The sequence below is a fragment of the Amycolatopsis azurea DSM 43854 genome, assembly GCF_001995215.1.
In the GTDB taxonomy this organism is placed as follows: domain Bacteria; phylum Actinomycetota; class Actinomycetes; order Mycobacteriales; family Pseudonocardiaceae; genus Amycolatopsis; species Amycolatopsis azurea.
In genome coordinates, this window is the sequence record NZ_MUXN01000001.1 from 432031 (window position 1) to 450023 (window position 17993).

Below are 17993 nucleotides of genomic sequence, written 5' to 3' on the forward strand. Positions count from 1 at the left end.
GGGAACCGTTGGAGCGACGCCGGATGCTCTTGGCCGTCGACCTGGCGGGGAAGGTGCTCTGGTCGCGCGAATTCGACGGCGACAGGCAGGGGCCCCTGTACCGGACTGCCCATAGGAAGCACCTACGCGTCTCCGAGTCGGGCACGGTGTTCCTGATCGACGGCGACGCCCTCCTCGGCGTCACCGGCGCGGGCGAGGCCGAATCCGGGATCCCGATGGAGCATGGGCCGGACGAGGTGCCGGGGGCGTTCACCCTGCTGCGAGAAGGGTTCTGCACCACCTGGACGACGGCGCCGCCACGGCATCACGATATTCGCGTCGACGTTCGGGACCATTCGGGAGCCGTTGCCTGGTCGACGCGGATCCCGACCGAACCGCTGGGCTACCGGGGACCGCCGGGCATGGAAGAGGACTTCATGCCTTTCGAGCCCGCCATGCCCTTCGAGTTCGAGCCGTCGAGGCATGATCCGCTGTTGGTGGCGGGCCACCGGATCATGACCGGATTCTTCGACGTGAGCACCGGGCAGTCGCTGTCCTACCTGCTCGACCGGTACTCCGGCCGTCTGGTTCACCGGATACCGGTGGCGGGCGGTCAGTACGCCGCGATCGCGGGGCCGGGCGAGTTCCTGGCCGGAGACAGGGGTTTCGGCCTGCTCGGGACGGCGCGCTACGACGAATCGGGGATCGAGGTCGTCCGCTGGGACAGCGAGGGGCCATTGCTCGTCGGTCCGGACGGTGCCATCAGGTGTGTCGAGAGCGGGAATCCGGTAGGGCCGCTGCGGTTTCGCGAGCTGAACGCGGACGGTTCGACCATCGACGGGCCCGTGCTTTCGAGGAGCTTCCCCGCGCGGGCCGCGCTCGACGTCTCGGGGGCAGTCGTCTTCGCGCAGGACAAGGCACTGCGCGCCATCTACGCCGATTCGCGCGAGCGGGTGCTGTGCGAAACATCGGAGGAGATCGATTCTCACGGCCGGATCCTCCTGCTGGAGGACGGGCTGGTGGCTTTCAGTACCCCGCGGGAGCTGATACTCGCCGAAACCGATCTCGGGCCCTTGCCGTCCACCGGCTGGGTCTGCGGCGACGGCAACCTGCGCGCCAATCCGTCCTCGAAAGTCCGTGAAGGCCTCCTTGAGGGACCCAGAGTCCCTCAAGGAGGCCTTCACGGACCGACTCCCCGTCAGAACTTGGTGCCCAGCCAGGTCATCGCGACCGGGCCGCCCGCCGAGACGCCGCCGATGTGTTCCAGCAGCGGGAATTCCTGCCAGGTGACGTCGGCGCCGAGGGCGCGGTAGCGGTCGCGCAGGCCCTTGCCGACCGACAGCGGGATCAGTTCGTCGAGCGAAGCGTGGTACAGGTAGACCGGCGCGCCAGGTTTGGTCTTGCCCGCCAGGTTCTCGCCCAGCCGGGCCTGCCAGCGCGGGTCCGACGAAACGTTCGGCACGGTCGTGAAGTCGTTGAGCCGGGCGAAAGGCGCGGCCGCGCCGAGTTCGACCACGCACGCTTCCTTGACCTTCGCGACGGCATTCTCGCCCTTCGCGTTGAGCACGTCGTTGAAAGGCAGTTCCGGGTACGCGGTCGCGTAGCCGACAGCGGCGCCGAGCACGAGACCGAACGCCGGTCCGCCGTCGTTGAACTTCAGGACCGCGTTCAGATCCGCCGGGACGCCGCCTTCCGCGACGCCGACCAGGTTGACGTCGGGAGCGTAGGACGGTTGCAGTTCGCCGGCGAACGCCGCGGCCTGACCTCCTTGTGAGTAGCCGAAAACGCCCACCGGACCGCTCTTCGACAGCCCGGCTTCGGGAACCCGGGAGGCGGCGCGGGCGGCGTCGAGGACGGCCCGGCCTTCCGACTGGCCGACGGCGTAGGTGTGCGTGCCCGGAGTGCCGAGGCCTTCGTAGTCGGTCACGACGACCGCCCAGCCACGCGAAAGCGCTTGGCTCATCAGGAGGACTTCGTTCTCGGACCCGTTCGTCAGCCGGGTCGACGGCGCGCAGCGGTCGCCGAGGCCGTGGGTGCCGACGGCGTAGCTGACCAGCGGGCGCGGGCCTTTCGTCCACGGGGTGGGCGGGACCAGCAGGATGCCCGACACCGTGTTCGGCTTCCCGGTGGCGGATGTGGAGCGGTAGTTGAGTTTCCAGGCCTTCGCCGGGGCGGTGGCGATGACCGGTTTGTAGTCGACCAGGTCCCCGGGCGCGCTCGGCGCGGCTTGCGCGGCGGGCGCGCCGATCAGGGTGGCTGCGAGGGCTGAGACCAGAACTGTCCGAAGCACCGTTGCCTCCAGTTTGGTAATCGAGATTTTCGCAATGTAGGCGGTGTTGGTAGCATCTGGCAATCCCTGTTACCGAATCGGGGGAGGACGAGTGGCCCGCACGTACGGCGGGGTCGCACCGGAGCAGCGGCGCGCCGAACGGCGTGAACGCCTGCTCATGGCGGCCCTGGACCTGTTCACCTCGACGGGCTACCGGCAGGCGAAGATCACCGAGTTGTGTACCCGCGCCGGCGTCTCCACTCGAAACTTCTACGAGGAGTTCGAGAGCAAGGAGAAGGTGCTGCTGACCCTGCACGAGCGCATCAACGCGCTCGCGCTGGAGCACGTCACCGGCACGCTGGAACGGCTGGGGGACGCCGACGCGGTCACCCGGATCGGGACGCTGCTGGACGTCTTCGTCGGCACGGTGACCTCGGATCCGCGGATGCCGCGGCTGAACTACGTCGAGGCGGTCGGCGTCAGCGCCGCTTTGGAGGCGCAGCACCAGGAATGGGTCGACCGGTGGGCCGCGTTCATCGAAGCCGAGGCCCGGCACGCCGCCGCGCACGGGGTGGCGCCGGACCGCGACTACCACCTGACGGCGATCGCGCTCGTCGGCGCGGCGACCGGGCTGCTGCGCGAGTGGCAGGCGCATACGCCGCCGTTGCCGGTCGCCGACGTCGCCGCCGAACTCCGGGCCCTGATGCTCGCCGCGATCACCCGCCCCGCCTGACGCTCCGCGTTTCGTCCTCTGAACGCGTTCCTTGCACACGCAAGTACCGCATCCAGAGGACGAAACGCGTCAGGAGGCGGCGGACGCCCGCCGGAAGGTGTTGTGCAGCACCGCGAGCAGCGCGTCCCGCACCGAAAGCCGCTGCCGCGCGTCGAACGTGATCAGCGGGACGTCCTCGCTCACCGCGAGCGCCCAGCGCACGTCCTCGAGATCGTGCTTGAGGGAGCCGTCGAAGACGTTCACCCCGACCACGAACGGCAGCCCGGCCTTCTCGAAGTAGTCGACCGCCGGATAGCAGTCGTCGAGCCGCCGGGTGTCGACGATGACGAGCGCGCCCAGCGCGCCCAGCACGAGGTCGTGCCACATGAACCCGAACCGGTCCTGCCCGGGCGTGCCGAAGAGGTACAGCTTCACCTCTTCGTCGATGGTGATGCAGCCGAAGTCCAGCGCCACCGTGGTGGTGGTCTTCGACGGCACCTCCCCGCCCGTTCCGTCGACGGCCGCGCCCGCCGAGGTCATGGCGGCCTCGGTGGTCAGCGGTTTGATCTCCGAGATCGCGCCGACGGTGGTCGTCTTGCCGACCCCGAACCCGCCGGCGATGACGATCTTGACCGGTGTCGGCGGCCTGGCCGACACCGGTTCAGCGAATTGCTTCGAGTCCACGAATGACCCTTTCGATCATGCCGAGGTCCTGGGTGAAGGCTCCGGCAGGGCGACGCAGCACGACGTAACCGAGCGCGGCCAGATCCGCCACGAGCACCCTGGCCACGCCGATGTGCAGGCCGAGCATCGCCGCGACTTCGGCGACTGATTTCGTTTCCCGGCAAAGGGAAACGATCTCCCGTCGTTCGAAGGTCAGCCTCGCTTGTGACGCGGCGCCGAGCCTGCTCGTGAGCACCTGTGCCTCGATTTCGAGCGTGCCGTCCACCGGCTGCGCGCGGCCGGCGGTGAGCAGATACGGGCGCAGCGGTGAGATGCCCTGTTCGGCGCCTCTTGGCTGTGGTACCTGATCGTCGCTCATTCCCTTTTCCCCTCGTCAGTTCAGCTGCCGACGCTCTTCTTGAGTTCCTCGATCAGCGCGGGGGTGAGCACCTCGGTGGCCCGATTGGCGAACATCGCCATCTCGTAGGCGATCGTGCCGAGGCTTGCCTGCTTGGTGGCGAGCACGCCGAGCGAACAACCGATGCTGATCGTGCAGACCAGCAGGTAGCCCTGCTCCAGCTCGATGATGATCTTGTCGGGCGACCCGAGCGGGTGGCTCTCGGAGACGCCGTGCGCCAGACCGAGCATCGCCGAGCAGATCGCGGCCAGCCGGTCGGCGTTGGCGCGTTCCAGTTCGGACGACATCGCGATCAGCAGGCCGTCGGCCGAGACGGCGATCGCGCCCATCGCGCTCGCCGTGTTCTGTGCGAAGCGCGTCACCAACCAGTTGAAGTTCCGGGCTTCGACGCTGACTCCGGTCGTCATCTCTTGCTCTTCTCTCTCTGTTCCATCTCCGGGTTGACGGCTTTCTCCAACCCGTCACTGAAGGCGTCGAACGCGGCACGCTCGGCCTCGGGGTCACGCATGCCCTTGGGCTTGGTGGTGTTCAGGGCCGCCCGCGCGGTCTGGTGCCGCGCGGCCGGTCCTTTCGCCAGCCCCGGCGCCAGCTGGGCGCCGGGGACCCGCCGGGTGAGACCGCCGCGCGAGGCGGCGGGCACCGGTGTCGGGGTCGGCATCGGCATGGGCATCGGGTTGCCCGCCGGCGGGCTCACCGGGGGCGGAGGTGCTTGCGGCGGTACGGCTTCCCGGGGAGAAGACGTCGTGGCCTTCGCGAGTCCGGCCTCGAACCCGTCGAAGGCCGCTTTGGCCGCTTCTGGATCATGCCTGGACTTCTGTCGCGACGGCGCGTCGGGGGCACCGGGAAGCTGCGCGCCCTTGACCCGCCGCCGAAGCCCGCCGCGGGTCTCCCCGGAATCGGCGGTCAGCGTCGGCTTGGGGGCTTCGTAGGCGGGCACCGGCGTGAGCGAGGGCACGGGCGGCGTGGGTTCCGGCATCGGCATCGGCTCCGGGATCTCCCCGTCGGTCTTGCGGAACCAGCGGAAGTCCCGGGGAGGCAGACCGTCGCGCGGGATCATCCCGGCGATCGCCAGTGTCGGCGGCTCGTGTCCGGCCGCCTCGGCCGGCTTCCCGGGCTGCGGCTGTGGTTGCGGCCGCGGCGATCGCGGCTGTGGCTCGGGTTCGTCGCCCGGTTCCGCGGTCGGCCACGCCGGCGGCGCCGGGACGGACTTCGGCACGGGCGCCCGGTAGGTCAGCAGATCCGACGGGACGGTGATCCGCGCGGTGATGCCCGCGCCGGGTTCGGTCTCGGTCAGCTCGACCTTGAGCCCGTGCCGCCGCGCGAGCCGTCCGACCACGAACAGCCCGAGCACACTGGTCGGCGCGAGTTCGAGCCGTTCGCGCTCGACCAGCCGCCGGTTCTCCTCGGCGAGCTTTTCGCCGGTCATGCCGATGCCCTGGTCCACGATGACGATCAGGCAGGAGCCGTCGGGCAGGATCTTCGTGCCGACGTCCACAAAGGACTCGGGCGGGGAGAACGACGTCGCGTTCTCCAGCAGCTCCGCGAAGATCAGCACCAGATCCGAACCGAACGGCGACGACAGCAGGAGGTCGCCCATCGAACCGAGCCGCACCCGCTGGTAGTCCTCGATCTCCGCGAGCGCCGAACGCAGCGCCGTCGACAGCTCGATCGGCCCGGAAATCCTTGCCTCGTCGCGGTTTCCCGAAACGACGAGCAGGTTGTCCGCGTTCCGGCGCAGACGGGTGGAGAGGTGGTCGAGCCGGTAGAGGCTCGCCAGCAGGGCGACGTCCTGTTCGTTGCGCTCCAGTTCGTCGACCAGCGCCAGCTGCCTGCCGACCAGGTTCTGCGTCCGCTTCGCGACGTTGGCGAACATGAGGCCGACGTTGCGCCGCGTGACGGCCTGCCGTTCCACCAGTTCGGCCGCGGTGGACTGGACCCGGTTGAACGCCTCGGCCAGCTTGCCGAGTTCGTCCTGGGAGGACACGTCGATGGTGGCCAGGCGCGGCGCGAGTTCTTCGGCCTGCTCGGTGTCGGTGACGCGCACCAGTTCGGTGCTGGCGAGGTCCGCGACCGACGTCGCCGCCTTGGTCAGCTTCCGCAGCGGATCCGCGATCGACCGGCTGACCGCGATCGCGAGACCACCGACCAGCAGGAACAGTACACCGGCGCCGATACCGATCGTCCACGCCAGGTTCTGCGCGGCGTCCGCACGCGCGGTCGCGGCGTCGGTGATGCCGGTGGTGACCGCGTCCTGGGCCAGCCGTCGCTGATTCGACTGGGCGTCGACGGCGCCGAGGATGTCCGGCAGCAGGTTCTGCACGGCCTGAGGGCCGCGAGCTTCCGCGATCTTGCCTTCCAGCGAGTCGACCCGGCGGCCCGTCTCGCCCTGCTCGACCGCGACGACCTGCGTGGCCTGGGTGACGTCGGCCTGCTGCACGAACCGTTCGAGGAACAGCGACGACTGCTGCTTGGCATCTGCCAGCACCGGCTCACCTGAGTCGGGAGTGACCAGCACGATGATCAACGCCATACCGCGCAACGAGTTCTCCTCGTTCGCGCGCAGCAGCGCGTCGAGCGCGGTCAGCTGCCGGGTGCCCTCCGCGTCACTGGTCTGCTGCGGGACCAGGCGGAGCGAGTTGATGACCGAGTCGATCACCGCGTGATAGGTCCGCGCCACGCTGTCGAGCGAGGCGGCGCGCCGGAGCGCGTTCTCCCGGATCTCGTTCAGCGACCCGATCCGTACCAGCGCCGCCGCGAGTTCCTCCGGCGCGTCGGACGGCAGCTGCGCGCGAACCTGGTTCACCGTGTCCGCGACGACGCCCTGCTGCTTCAGCATCGCCGAACTGCTCGCCGACGAAGACGCGATGTAGTGCGCCGTCAGCAGCCGTTCCCGTTGCAGTTCCCACGCCAGCGTGCCGAGGGCGCGGGCCTGTGACGCGACGTCGGCGGTGGTGCGGGCGGACCGGGCGTCGTCGACTTCACCGGCGACGTAAGGCACCGACACCAGGACCACGGCGGTCAGCGGCAACATCAGGAGCAGGTTGAGCTTGCCCCGGATGCCGAGTCTGCCGAGCAACCCGGAACGCGGGGTGCGTTCCGGCCGGGTCTTCCCGTGCCTCATGGTCACCTTTCTTCTCGGCTCCGCCCGAGATGTCCGCGGTGCTGTTCCCGGACGAGATCTTCGATGGACGCGCGCAGCGCGACGAACTCCGGCGCGCGTTTGACCGCGAGCTCGCGGTCTTCGGGCAGGTCGACCGCGATGTCGGCGGCCACCCGGCCCGGATCCGAGGCCAGCACCACGACCCGCCTTCCGAGGAAGACGGCCTCTTCGACGTCGTGGGTCACCATCAGCACCGTGGTGCCGGTGTCGGTCCAGATCCGGCGGATCAGGACCTGCATGTCCTCCTTGGTCTGGACGTCCAGCGCGCCGAAAGGTTCGTCCAGCAGCAGCACGTCCGGCTCGCCAGCCAGCGCCCGCGCGATCGCGACCCGCTGCTTCTGCCCGCCGGAAAGCTGTTTGGGCAACGACTTCCGCAGCTGCGCGAGGCCGGTCTCTTCGAGATACCAGTCGACGCGGCGCGTGCGTTCCGCCTTGTCGAGGCTGAGCAGTTCCAGTCCGAACGCGACATTGCTCTCCACCGTGCGCCACGGGTAGAGCGCGCCGTGCTGGAACACCAGGCCGCGCTCCGGGCCCGGCCCGGTCACGGCGTCGCCGTCGAGGGTGATGAGACCTTCGGACGGTTCGGTCAGCCCGGCGATCAGCGAGAGCAGGGTCGACTTTCCGGACCCGCTCGCGCCGACCACGCAGACGAAGTCGCCACGCGCGATCTCGAGGTCGATCCCGTCGAGCGCGCGGGTGGTCTTGCCGCGGACGGTGTAGTCCTTGGCGACGGCTTTCAGCTGGAGCGTCATGCCGCCCACTTCCCGACGTGAGCCCGCAGGAGCCGCAGCGCGATGTCGATGACCAGTCCGAGCAGGCCGATCACGATCAGCAGCGCGAAGATCCGGTCGGTCTGGGTGAACCGCTGCGCCCGCATGATCCGCAGGCCGAGCCCGGCGGTGGCGTTGATCAGTTCGGCGACCACCACGAAGTTCCACGCGGCCGCGGCGTTGACGCGGGTCGCGTCGATCATGCCGGGCAGCGCGTGCGGGACGATCACCTTGCGCAGCACCTCACCGCGCCGCGCGCCGAGCGTGTACGACACGTCGATCAGCGAACGCGGCACCCCGCGCACGGCGTCGGCGGTCATCAGCGTGTTGAAGAAGACCGTGCCGAGGAACAGGACCGCGACCTTCGACGGTTCGCCGAGGCCGAGCCAGATCATCAGCAGCGGGATGAACGCGCTCGCCGGCAGGTAGCGCAGCATCGCGATGACCGGTTCGAACAGCGCCAGTCCCGCGTTGAACGTCCCCATCACGATGCCGAGCGGGATCGAGACGAGGACCGCGAGCCCGAAGCCGAGCAGCACCCGCTGGGTGGTGGCCCAGAGGTCGCTGAACAGTTCGCCGGACTTGATCATCTCCAGCAGCGCGTCGAACACCGCGACCGGTGTCGGCAGGAACAGGGGCTTGATGGTGCCCAGCGCGTTCAGCGTCACCCAGATCAGCAGCGGGATCGCGAACGAGGCCACCGCCAGCGTCCACCGCCAGCCGGCGGGGATCGGTGTCCGGAGCGAGAACAGCGGGGACGCGTTCGGCTTGAGACCCGCCCGGCGGGGCAGCGGCGACCAGTCCGGCCGCGCGCCGCCCTTCCGGCTGTCCTCCTGTGCTTCGGCGAGCCGCTGCTCGTCGTCGAGACGCCGCGCTTCGGCCTCGTCAGCGGCGTCCGTCCGCTGAGAGGCCTGCTTCGCCGCGTCCGTGGTGCTCACTTCACCGCCTTGACGTACTGGTCGTCGAACAGCGCGTCGAAGTTGGGCCGGTTCTGGGCGAGACCGTTGGAAAGGATGAAGTCGACGATCTTGCCCGCCTGGAAGTTGAGGTGGGCGGGTGTGACGCCGGGGGTGAAGGCGTCGAGGTTCTGCTGCTTGGTGAAGATCGTGGTGCCCGCGTCGTAGGTCTTGTACTCGTCGATGGACACGGCGCCGCGTTTGGCCATGATCTTCACGGCCTCTTCCCGGTTCTGCTTGATCCAGTCGATCGTCTCGAACCAGGTGTTCACCAGCGCCTGGACCTCCTTCTTGCGCTCCTTCGACATCTGCTCGGAGACGACCAGGTGGTCCGGGATGGCACCGGGGAACTCGGCGGACGTCGCGATCGCGCGGCTGCCGGGGCGTTCGAGCGCCTTCGTGGTGAAGGGGGCGAAGGCGGCGACGGCGTCGACCTGCTCGCCGACGAAGGCTGCCGCGGCGGCGTCGGTCAGCAGCGGGACCAGCTCGACGTCCTTTTCGGTCAGCTTCGCCTCTTGCAGCGCGAGCAGCAGGAGGTAGTGGTCGACGGTGCCCTGCTCGACGGCGATCTTCTTGCCCTTGAGGCCGGCGACGTCGGCGATCCCCTGGCGGGCGATGATCTTGTCGTTGCCGGTCGAGTTGTCGTTGACCAGGACGACCGACAGCTTCGCGCCACCGCTGACCGACGCGAGGGTGTCGTTCAGGGTCTGGCTGTTGGCGTCGATCGCGCCGGAGGAGAGTGCGTTGATGCTCTCGGTGTAGCTGTCGAACCACTTCAGGTCGACGGTCACGCCGTTCTTCTCGAAGAGGCCCTTCTCCTGGGCCACCGCCCACGGGAACCAGCCCGGCCAGGCGCTGTAACCGATGGTGACCTTGGTGCCGGAGGCGGCCGTGCTGTCGGAACAGGCCGAAAGGGCGGTCACGCCTGCGAGCGAAATGGCGCACAACAACGCCGTCATGAGACGACGGGAACGGGAAATCACAACGCACTCCTGGGGAAGGGGAGTAACTCGGGCGTGGAAAGTTCCGGCGGGTCGAGCGCAGGACTGATCGACCGGTGTCGAGCTCCTCGCGGAAGCCCGGCCGGCAATAGCGGACGGATCAGCCGCACACCCGGCTGTCCCATCCAAAACCTCTGAACACTCTGGATAGAGGTGATCACCCCGTTGCTCTCGGCGGCGATCCTATCGAGTGGCGCAAGGTCTACCTAGTGTGATCGTCGGCTCTTGCCTGATTTGCTGTCACATTCTGCTAAATCCGGCCGTTCGCCCCAAGGTGCAGAGTCTCGGCAGGTGGACAACCCTGGCCTGGGCGGCGTACGTCCATCGGGTGGCGGGTGAAAACTTCGCCCGTCTTCCGGGAGGGAGCAGAGGATGAAATTTCGTGCGGCCGCGTTGTGCGTCGCGGGGGCGGCGATCGTGTCCACCTTGGCCGGAGCGGGGCAGGCGAACGCGACCAGACCGTCCAGTCTGGTCTTGAGCCCGAACACCGTCGTCGCAGGTGGGACGGTCACCGCGGACATCTATTGCCTGCGCCCGTCGGGTGCGGGCGAGCTCGCGGCGACGCTCACCGCGGACGGTCTCGCCGCGCCGATTCCCTTGCGGGTGGTGGGTGACGGCGGCACCGGCGGCATCGGTGTCGCGCTCCGGGGCGACGGTCCAGTGGGGACGGTGCCGGGCCGGTACACGGCGTCGTACGACTGCTGGGGCTGGATTGTCCGCGCGGAGTTCACTGTCACGAACTGACAAGCCGGGCGTGAGACGGGAAGGCCGGTTTCGGGACGAATTGCCGTCCCGGGACCGGCCTTCTGACACATCTCGCCCGGATGTGTCGCGGAGGTTTCCCCGCCGGGTAATTTCTGTCAATCGACAGAATTAACGGGACGCTCCGCCGGGCATCCTCGCGGAGCCGGGCGTGAATGGTCGAAAGAATTGTTCTCGGTCGCCGGAATGGTCGGCGAAGAAAAGAGGAAAGCGAAGGGTTCCGGTCGACGGGCGATTCCTTGTCGATCTGTGCGGACCGGGTCTGTCCAGGCAATTCCCGCGCCGGGTATCGGCGGGCGGGTCCGGCCTCTCGGTGGTGAGTGCGATTCCGCGGGGCGCCGGGGCGATTCGGAACAAAGCGGCGACCGGACCCGGCGGGCGGACGCCTCGCCCTGTATCGATCAGGGCCCGGCAGGTAACCGGGAGGTAACGGCTTGCGGTCCAGCGGTTACACACAGATGATCGGCAGGGGGTGGCGGGTGTCACCGTTCAGTGGGTTTCGCCGCCGCCTTCTAGGCAATACCGTCGGCGGCAAAGCCGAAATTAGGGCCCCGACCGGGTACGGAGGTTTGGCGGATGATGCCGGAGATCAAGGAAGGCGCTGCCGACAACGGCGACGCCGTCGTTCGCCTGCCCGGGATGCGGGTGGCCTACGAAGGGGCCGCCTTCGACGAGTCCGCGCTGGCGGAGACCTGGACCGCCCAGCTGCAGGACTGGTTGAACCAGGCCGTCTCCGCCGGGGTCGCCGAACCGAACGCGATGGTGCTCGCCACGGCGGATCCGGAGGGCAGGCCGTCCTCCCGGACCGTCCTGTGCAAGGGCCTCGACGAACGCGGCGTCGTGTTCTACACGAACTACACGTCGACCAAGAGCCACGACCTCACCGCGACGCGCTACGCGTCGATCACCTTCCCGTGGTACGCCCTGCAACGCCAGGTCCACGTGCGCGGCGAGGTGGAGAAGGTCAACGTCGCCGAGACCGCCGAGTACTGGGCCTCCCGGCCGCGAGGATCGCAGCTCGGGGCCTGGGCCTCGCCGCAGTCCCGTGTCGTCGACGGCCGCCGCGCCCTCGAGACCGCGCTTCACGGCATCGAGCGCCGCTTCGCCGACGTCGAGAACATCCCGTTCCCGCCGCACTGGGGCGGCTGGCGCATCCGGCCGGACGTCGTCGAGTTCTGGCAGGGCCGCGAGGACCGCATGCACGACAGGCTCCGCTACGTCCGCACCGATGACGGCTGGCAGGTGGAGCGCGTCGCGCCGTAATTTTTAGCCAGCGCGCTTACGAAAAGCGCGCCGAAGGGGCGCCGGGCCGTACCCAACTCGCGTTGGGAGCGGAGGGCGCCCCTTCATCGCGTTTTCGTGGGCCTTCGGCCCAAAAGAGGGCGCGCGGCGGTGAAGTCTCCCGTCGCGCTGACGCGCTTCCGGGAGACGCGTCGGGTCACGGAGACTGTGGCGCGACAGCGTCGGGTGACCACCGCGCCCGTCGCGTAGGTGGGGGCTGAAGGGGACTTTCGCCGCATCTCATGTGGTGAAGGGGCCCTTCGTCACGTCTGACGCGGGGAAGGGGGCCTTCACGCGCCACCGGGTGACATAAATCGCGCGCGGTTGGTTAGTTAGCGCGGCTAAGCTGTCGGGTTGTGAGTGATGACGTGGGGGTTGAACAGCGCAAAGGTGTCCGCAAGCTGTTCGGCTCGATCGTCGTGGACACCCGGCCGCTCAAGATCCCCGCGTTCCGCCGCCTCTGGCTGTCCACCGCGGTCACCGCCATCGGCAGCCAGCTCACCGCCGTCGCCGTCCCCAAACAGGTCTTCGACCTCACCGGTTCGTCGGCGTACGTCGGCCTGACCGGCCTGGTCGCCCTGATCCCGCTGCTCGTCTTCGGCCTCTGGGGCGGCGCCATCGCGGACGCCGTCGACCGCCGCAAACTCCTGCTGATCACCAACGTCGGCGTCACCGTCACTTCGGCGGTCCTGTGGTTCCAGGCGTTCGTGAACATCGGCTCCGTCTGGCTCGTCTTGGCCCTGCTCGCGGTCAACCAGGCGTTCTTCGCGGTCAACATGCCGACCCGCAGCGCCGTCGTCGCCCGGCTGGTGCCGGACAGCCTGATCGCGCCCGCGACCGCGCTGAGCAGCACGATGGCCACCTTCGGCGCGGTCTTCGGCCCGCTGCTCGCCGGTTCGCTGATCCCTGTCCTCGGCCTCTCGACGCTCTACCTGATCGACGTCGTCGCGCTGACCCTGACCCTGATCGCGGTCTGGAAACTGCCCCCGATCCCGCCGCTCGGCGAGATCGCGCGGCGGGCCGGGATCCGCGACATCATCGACGGCTTCAAGTACCTGGCGACGCAGAAGATCCTGTTGGCGTCCTTCCTCGTCGACATCATCGCGATGGTCGCGGGCATGCCGCGGGCGCTGATCCCGGAGATGGCGGAGCGCACCTTCGGCGACCCGCCCGGTGGCGGACCGGCGCTGGGCTGGCTGTACGCCGCGCTCCCGGCGGGCGCGATGCTGATCGGCCTCTTCTCCGGCTGGCTGACCAGGATCGGCAAACAGGGTGCCGGCGTGATCGTCTCGGTCTGTGTCTGGGGCGCCGCCATCGTCGGGTTCGGGCTCGCGAACTCGCTGTGGCTCGCGGTCTTCTTCATGGCGCTCGCCGGGGCCGCCGACATGGTCAGCGCGATCTACCGGATGTCGATCCTGCAAGTCGCCACCACGGACGAGATGCGCGGACGACTCCAGGGCGTGTTCACCGTCGTCGTCGCGGGCGGCCCGCGGATCGCCGACCTCACCCACGGCTGGGCAGCCGCCGGAGTCGGCACCGCGGCCGCCGCTTCCGGCGGCGGGGTGCTGGTCATCGTGCTGGTCGTCGGCGCCGCGCTGCTGATCCCGTCCTTCTGGCGGTACCGGGCCCCGGTGGACTGATTCGCCGGGGCTATCGTCGGGCCCATGCGTATTTCACGGGCGATCGTCCTGTTCGCCGCTGTCATCGCGACCCTTTCCGCCTGCTCTTCCGGGGACGGGAAATCGGACAACGCGGCCAAGCCGTCGAGCCAGGCTCCCGCTCCGTCCTCCTCCGCCGCGCCGAGCTCTTCGGCCGCTCCCACCGGCGGTGCCGGGTCGAAGGAGCCGTGCGCGCTGCTGCCCGCCGAGGCCGTGTCGAAGGCGATCAACGTCCAGGGCGTGACGTCCGCGCCGGGCCCGGTCCAGGACAACGCCGCCAACGGCGGCAAGGCCAAGAGCTGCGTCTACTCGGCTGCCGGCAAGCAGGTCGGCGCTCTCGCCGTGACCCGCTTCGAGGGCAACAAGATCAAGCCCGCCGAGATGGTCACGGCGCTGAAGAAGGCGAAGCCGGGCTCGAAGGACGTCGCCGGTGTCGGCGAGGGCGCCATCTACTACGTCGACGAGAACAAGACCGCGACGCTGGCGGCCGCCGAACTCGTGGACAACGTCCCGGTACTGGTCAACTACACCGGACCGGCGAAGATGACGCAGGAGATGATGGTCCCGCTGGTGAAGACCGCGGTCGACGCGAACTGACCGGAATACCCAGAATCGCCCATCGTCAACCCGTGACGAAGAACTGACCAAATCGGACTGTCGGCCACAGACGTGATGCGGCACACTCTTGCCGCATGGCGGACACGACGACAACGGAACAGGCCGGTCCAGCCGGTCAGCCGAGCCTCAAACGGGTCATGGGTTCCAAGCTCCTGCTGTTCTTCGTGGTGGGGGACATCATCGGGACGGGCGTCTACGCGCTCACCGGGCAAGTGGCGGGACGGGTGGGCGGCGCGCTGTGGCTGCCGTTCCTGATCGCCTTCGTGGTCGCGATCATGACCGCGTTCAGCTACCTGGAACTGGTCGGCAAGTACCCGCAGGCCGCGGGTGCGGCGCTCTACACGCACAAGGCGTTCAAGATCCGCTTCCTCACCTTCATGGTGGCGTTCGCGGTGATGTGTTCGGGGATCACCTCGGCCTCGTCCGCGGCGAAGGCCTTCGGCGACACCTATCTCGCCGAGTTCATCACCGCGCCGATGCCGCTGGTGGCGATCCTGTTCGTGATCGGCCTCGCGCTGATCAACTTCCGCGGGGTCTCCGAATCGGTGAAGACCAACGTGGTGCTGACCTGCATCGAGATCGGCGGCCTGCTGATCATCATCGGCGTCGGCGTGTGGGCGGTGCTCAACGGCAACGGGGACGCCTCGCGGCTGGTCGAGTTCGACACCGAGAACCAGACGATGCTGGTGGCGATCACCTCGGCGACGTCGCTGGCGTTCTTCGCGATGGTCGGTTTCGAGGACTCGGTCAACATGGCCGAGGAGTGCAAGGACCCGATCCGGATCTTCCCGAAGGCGATGCTGTGGGGCATGGTCATCGCCGCGACCATCTACATCCTGGTCTCCGTGACCTCTTCGCTGCTGGTACCCGCCGACGACCTGGAAGCGGCCAAGAGCAGCGCGCTGCTGAAGGTGCTCGACGTCGGGGCGCCCGGTTTCCCGCGCGAAGTGTTCTCCGCGATCGGTCTCTTCGCGGTCATCAACTCGGCGCTGATCAACATGCTGATGGCCAGCCGTCTGCTCTACGGCATGGCGAACCAGCGGATCATCCCGAAGCAGCTGGGCACCGTGCACCCGTTCCGTCGCAGCCCGTGGGTGGCGATCGTGTTCACCAGCGTCATCGCTATCGGCCTCGTGTCCTTTGTGGACATCAGCGTGCTCGGCGGGACGACGGCGTTGCTGCTGCTGGCCGTCTTCGCCATCGTCAACGTCGCGGTGCTGTTCCTGCGCAAGGAAAAGTCGGCGCACAAGCATTTCCGCGCGCCGACGATCGTCCCGGTGCTGGCCGCGATCTTCTGCCTCTACCTGGTGACCCCGTTGTCCGGGCGGCCCGCGCGCGACTACAAGGTCGCCGCGATCCTGCTCGGCGTCGGTGTCGTGCTGTGGGGGATCAACTGGCTCGTCATGCGGGCCACGCACAGCGAAGAGGACCGGCAGCCCATCGAGCCGCCGGTCGGCTGAGGGCGTCAGTCCCGTTTGAGGGCCTGGTATTCCACCGGGCTGTGGGCCGAGAACACGGTGACCTCGTCGGCGTGTTCTCGGCTCAGCTCCCGCAGCCGCTCGACGTTCTCCAGGCGCGGTTTGCGCAGCGTCTGCACCATGTTCTGGAACGCGGTCATCCCCGGCGGGCAGTGCGGCTTCACCGGATCCATCTGACCGTGGAAGAAGTACGCGTCGCCCGCGTGCAGCAGCCAGCCGTCGCCGGTGTCGACGGCCACCCCGGTGTGCCCCTTGGTGTGTCCCGCGAGCGGCACCAGCAAGATCTCCGGCGGCAGGCCCTTGAGTTCGCGGACGGCCTGGAAGCCGAACCATTCGTCCCCGGCCTCGTCGTACGTGCTCCACAGTGGACGGTGGGCGAACTGGTTGGCGCGGAAACGGAACTTCTCGCTCGCGTTCGCGGGCGACGTCGCCGCGTCGTGCTCGGCGGTGCGGACGTGCACGACGGCGTTCGGGAAGTCCGCGAGCCCGCCCGCGTGGTCGACGTCGAGGTGGGTGCAGACGATGTGCCGCACGTCCTCCGGCTTGTGGCCGAGCGCCTCGACCTGGTGGGCCGCCGTCTCCACCTCGACCGGCTTCGCGCCGACCATCAGCGTGAACGGCGTGCCGAGCCACGCGCCGGGATTCGCGACGCCCTTGCGGCCGAACCCGGTGTCCACCAGCACGAGCCCGTCACCGGTCTCGATCAGCAGGCAGTGCGCCACCAGCTCCGAGCGGCGCAGCAGGCCCGGCTGACCGTCGAGGAACCTGCCTCCCGGCGCCCGCATCGTGCCGCAGTTCAGATGGTGGACCTTCATAGCCTGCTCCTCTGGCTGAGCCGTTCGAATGCGGTGGCGTCGTGCGCGGCGAAGACCGTCACCTCGTCACCGTTGTTACTGACAAGTTCGCGCAGCCGGCGCTGGTTGTCCAGTCGTGCCGTTTTCTCCGTCTGCATGTACGACTCGAAGAAGCCGAGTGCGAACGGGATGTGCGGCTTTTCCGCCAGTTCGCCGCCGTGGAAGACGGCGTCACCGGCGTTGAGGAGCCATCCGTCGCCCGTGTCGACCGCGATACCGGCGTGCCCGCGGGTGTGCCCGGCGAGGGGGATGATCAGCACGTCCGGGACCCCTTCGAGTTCGCGGACGGCGTCGAAACCGAACCACGGCTCGCCGTCGGCGCGGTAGGACTTCCAGATCGGGCCGTGGCTGAACTGGACCTTCCGGTAACGGCTCGCCTCCTTGCGATCGATCGGCTTCTCCAGCGCCTGGAGCTCACGGGCGTGGACGTGGACCCGTGCCCCGGGGAAGTCGACGAGCCCGCCCGCGTGATCGAGGTCGAGGTGGGTGAGCACGATGTCGCGCACGTCGGCCGGGTCGAAGCCGAGCTTGCGGATCTGCGTGGTGGCGCTGAGGTCGTCGTCGCTGTCGGGGTGGACCAGCCGGACGAACCCGGCGCCGAGCCATTCGATCGGCCGGGTGACGGTCGGCGTGCCGACGCCGGTCTCGATGAGCACGAGCCCGGTGTCGGTCTCCAGCAGAAGGCAGTGGCAGATCAGTTCCGCGCGGCGGAAGAGGCCGGGCTTGCCGTCGACGAGTTTGCCGCCGATCGGCCGCATGGTGCCGCAGTTGAGATGGTGGACGCGCATCAGGACAGCTCCCGTTCGATCGTGGTGGTCAGATGAGGGGCGATCGCGCGCAGCGGCGCGGTGTCGTGCAACGTCTTGGCCAGCAGAAGCCCGCCCTCGATCGAGGCGAGGACGACGGTGGCCAGGTGGTCTGCTTTTCCGGCGTCCAGCTCGTTCAGCGCTTCGGCGATGAGGGTGTGCCAGGAGGTATAGCCGTCGGCGCAGGCCTTGCGGATCTCCTCGCTGTCGCCCGACGCGTCGAGCGCGACCGTCGCGAGCGGGCAACCGCGCTGGAAATCCGACTCCTCCAGTGAAGTCGCGAGCGCGTCGATGACGTTCCCGATGCCGGTGACGACGTCGGGCGAGCCCGCGACGATCGTGCGCAGCTGGTCGCAGAGCCGGTCGGCGGACTGGCGGATGGCCTCGGCGGCGAGTTGCTCCTTGCCGCCGGGGAAGTGGAAGTAGAGCGATCCCTTGGGCGCGCCGACGGCGGCGACGAGCTGGTTGAGACCGGTGGCGTGGTAACCCTGCTGGTGGAAGAGCTCGGCGGCGGAGTCGAGCATGCGCTGCCGGGTGTCGGTGCGGCGGACCATGCGGCCGACTGTAGCTCAAACTATGACGACCGGTCTAGTAAGCTCGGTTTGGCG

The 17993-nt window shown here is 68.6% G+C and carries 18 protein-coding genes; 7 read left to right on the top strand and 11 right to left on the bottom strand.

Translation table 11 applies throughout. The features are described 5' to 3' along the window. The first annotated feature begins 23 nt into the window (after positions 1–23). Positions 24–1292, top strand: a complete 1269-nt coding sequence (locus tag B0293_RS42865) for a hypothetical protein (protein WP_143254458.1) — start codon at positions 24–26, stop codon at positions 1290–1292. Here B0293_RS42865 and B0293_RS02110 read toward each other — a convergent pair. After that, complete coding sequence (locus B0293_RS02110; RefSeq protein WP_005156038.1) at positions 1178–2269, bottom strand: lipase family protein; 1092 nt, start codon at positions 2267–2269, stop codon at positions 1178–1180. The two genes, B0293_RS42865 and B0293_RS02110, sit on opposite strands and share 115 nt — an antisense overlap. A gap of 91 nt (positions 2270–2360) precedes the next feature. Here B0293_RS02110 and B0293_RS02115 point away from each other — a divergent pair, with 91 nt between their 5' ends. After that, positions 2361–2981, top strand: a complete 621-nt coding sequence (locus B0293_RS02115) for a TetR/AcrR family transcriptional regulator (protein WP_005156036.1) — start codon at positions 2361–2363, stop codon at positions 2979–2981. A 69-nt stretch (positions 2982–3050) separates the two neighbouring features. On the opposite strand, the gene B0293_RS02120 is transcribed toward B0293_RS02115, so the two are convergent. The 7 genes from B0293_RS02120 to B0293_RS02150 are packed head-to-tail and all read right to left on the bottom strand — an operon-like array spanning position 3051 to position 9910. Next, positions 3051–3644 carry a GTP-binding protein gene (locus B0293_RS02120; protein ID WP_005156034.1) on the bottom strand — a complete coding sequence of 198 codons (594 nt, stop codon included), beginning with the start codon at positions 3642–3644 and terminating at the stop codon, positions 3051–3053. Then, positions 3622–4002 carry a DUF742 domain-containing protein gene (locus B0293_RS02125; RefSeq protein ID WP_005156033.1) on the bottom strand — a complete coding sequence of 127 codons (381 nt, stop codon included), beginning with the start codon at positions 4000–4002 and terminating at the stop codon, positions 3622–3624. Before B0293_RS02125 ends, B0293_RS02120 begins: the two co-directional genes overlap by 23 nt. A gap of 20 nt (positions 4003–4022) precedes the next feature. Next, positions 4023–4448, bottom strand: coding sequence for a roadblock/LC7 domain-containing protein (locus B0293_RS02130; RefSeq protein WP_005156032.1), 426 nt, complete (start codon positions 4446–4448; stop codon positions 4023–4025). Further along, entirely contained in the window at positions 4445–7162 is a 2718-nt protein-coding gene (locus B0293_RS02135; protein WP_005156031.1) for a sensor histidine kinase, read from the bottom strand. The genes B0293_RS02130 and B0293_RS02135 overlap by 4 nt, the downstream gene beginning before the upstream one ends. 2 nt (positions 7163–7164) lie before the next feature. Continuing rightward, positions 7165–7953, bottom strand: a complete 789-nt coding sequence (locus B0293_RS02140) for an ABC transporter ATP-binding protein (protein WP_005156030.1) — start codon at positions 7951–7953, stop codon at positions 7165–7167. After that, positions 7950–8909: an ABC transporter permease gene (locus tag B0293_RS02145; protein WP_005156029.1), complete on the bottom strand. Its 960-nt coding sequence runs from the start codon at positions 8907–8909 to the stop codon at positions 7950–7952. Before B0293_RS02145 ends, B0293_RS02140 begins: the two co-directional genes overlap by 4 nt. Beyond that, entirely contained in the window at positions 8906–9910 is a 1005-nt protein-coding gene (locus B0293_RS02150) for an ABC transporter substrate-binding protein (protein ID WP_005156027.1), read from the bottom strand. Before B0293_RS02150 ends, B0293_RS02145 begins: the two co-directional genes overlap by 4 nt. Before the next feature lie 390 nt (positions 9911–10300). Between B0293_RS02150 and B0293_RS02155 the strand changes: the two genes are divergently transcribed. The 5 genes from B0293_RS02155 to B0293_RS02175 all read left to right on the top strand — a co-directional run bounded on the left by B0293_RS02155 (position 10301) and on the right by B0293_RS02175 (position 15707). Continuing rightward, complete coding sequence (locus B0293_RS02155) at positions 10301–10672, top strand: hypothetical protein (RefSeq protein ID WP_005156026.1); 372 nt, start codon at positions 10301–10303, stop codon at positions 10670–10672. A 594-nt stretch (positions 10673–11266) separates the two neighbouring features. After that, on the top strand, positions 11267–11953 hold the full coding sequence (pdxH, locus tag B0293_RS02160) for a pyridoxamine 5'-phosphate oxidase (RefSeq protein WP_005156025.1): 687 nt from the start codon (positions 11267–11269) through the stop codon (positions 11951–11953). Between the two features lie 374 nt (positions 11954–12327). After that, positions 12328–13611 carry an MFS transporter gene (locus tag B0293_RS02165; RefSeq protein WP_039917523.1) on the top strand — a complete coding sequence of 428 codons (1284 nt, stop codon included), beginning with the start codon at positions 12328–12330 and terminating at the stop codon, positions 13609–13611. Positions 13612–13635: 24 nt separating this feature from the next. Further along, complete coding sequence (locus B0293_RS02170; RefSeq protein WP_005156023.1) at positions 13636–14226, top strand: DUF3558 family protein; 591 nt, start codon at positions 13636–13638, stop codon at positions 14224–14226. A 95-nt stretch (positions 14227–14321) separates the two neighbouring features. Next, on the top strand, positions 14322–15707 hold the full coding sequence (locus B0293_RS02175; RefSeq protein WP_005156022.1) for an APC family permease: 1386 nt from the start codon (positions 14322–14324) through the stop codon (positions 15705–15707). A 5-nt stretch (positions 15708–15712) separates the two neighbouring features. Here B0293_RS02175 and B0293_RS02180 read toward each other — a convergent pair whose 3' ends face one another. Genes B0293_RS02180 through B0293_RS02190 form a run of 3 tightly spaced genes read right to left on the bottom strand, consistent with a single transcriptional unit; the run spans position 15713 to position 17939 of the window. Next, positions 15713–16540 carry an MBL fold metallo-hydrolase gene (locus B0293_RS02180; protein ID WP_005156021.1) on the bottom strand — a complete coding sequence of 276 codons (828 nt, stop codon included), beginning with the start codon at positions 16538–16540 and terminating at the stop codon, positions 15713–15715. Next, on the bottom strand, positions 16537–17367 hold the full coding sequence (locus B0293_RS02185) for an MBL fold metallo-hydrolase (protein WP_005156020.1): 831 nt from the start codon (positions 17365–17367) through the stop codon (positions 16537–16539). Before B0293_RS02185 ends, B0293_RS02180 begins: the two co-directional genes overlap by 4 nt. Continuing rightward, the gene (locus B0293_RS02190; RefSeq protein ID WP_005156019.1) at positions 17367–17939 is read right to left on the bottom strand and encodes a TetR/AcrR family transcriptional regulator; all 573 of its coding nucleotides are present in this window, start codon (positions 17937–17939) and stop codon (positions 17367–17369) included. Before B0293_RS02190 ends, B0293_RS02185 begins: the two co-directional genes overlap by 1 nt. Positions 17940–17993: the final 54 nt, after the last annotated feature.

Coding starts and splice junctions, on each gene's coding strand:
- B0293_RS42865 (WP_143254458.1), top strand. CDS start 24: ATGCTCTTGGCCGTCGACCTGGCGGGGAAGGTGCTCTGGTCGCGCGAA.
- B0293_RS02125 (WP_005156033.1), bottom strand. CDS start 4,002: ATGAGCGACGATCAGGTACCACAGCCAAGAGGCGCCGAACAGGGCATC.
- B0293_RS02130 (WP_005156032.1), bottom strand. CDS start 4,448: ATGACGACCGGAGTCAGCGTCGAAGCCCGGAACTTCAACTGGTTGGTG.
- B0293_RS02135 (WP_005156031.1), bottom strand. CDS start 7,162: ATGAGGCACGGGAAGACCCGGCCGGAACGCACCCCGCGTTCCGGGTTG.
- B0293_RS02140 (WP_005156030.1), bottom strand. CDS start 7,953: ATGACGCTCCAGCTGAAAGCCGTCGCCAAGGACTACACCGTCCGCGGC.
- B0293_RS02155 (WP_005156026.1), top strand. CDS start 10,301: ATGAAATTTCGTGCGGCCGCGTTGTGCGTCGCGGGGGCGGCGATCGTG.
- pdxH (WP_005156025.1), top strand. CDS start 11,267: ATGATGCCGGAGATCAAGGAAGGCGCTGCCGACAACGGCGACGCCGTC.
- B0293_RS02170 (WP_005156023.1), top strand. CDS start 13,636: ATGCGTATTTCACGGGCGATCGTCCTGTTCGCCGCTGTCATCGCGACC.
- B0293_RS02175 (WP_005156022.1), top strand. CDS start 14,322: ATGGCGGACACGACGACAACGGAACAGGCCGGTCCAGCCGGTCAGCCG.
- B0293_RS02180 (WP_005156021.1), bottom strand. CDS start 16,540: ATGAAGGTCCACCATCTGAACTGCGGCACGATGCGGGCGCCGGGAGGC.
- B0293_RS02185 (WP_005156020.1), bottom strand. CDS start 17,367: ATGCGCGTCCACCATCTCAACTGCGGCACCATGCGGCCGATCGGCGGC.
- B0293_RS02190 (WP_005156019.1), bottom strand. CDS start 17,939: ATGGTCCGCCGCACCGACACCCGGCAGCGCATGCTCGACTCCGCCGCC.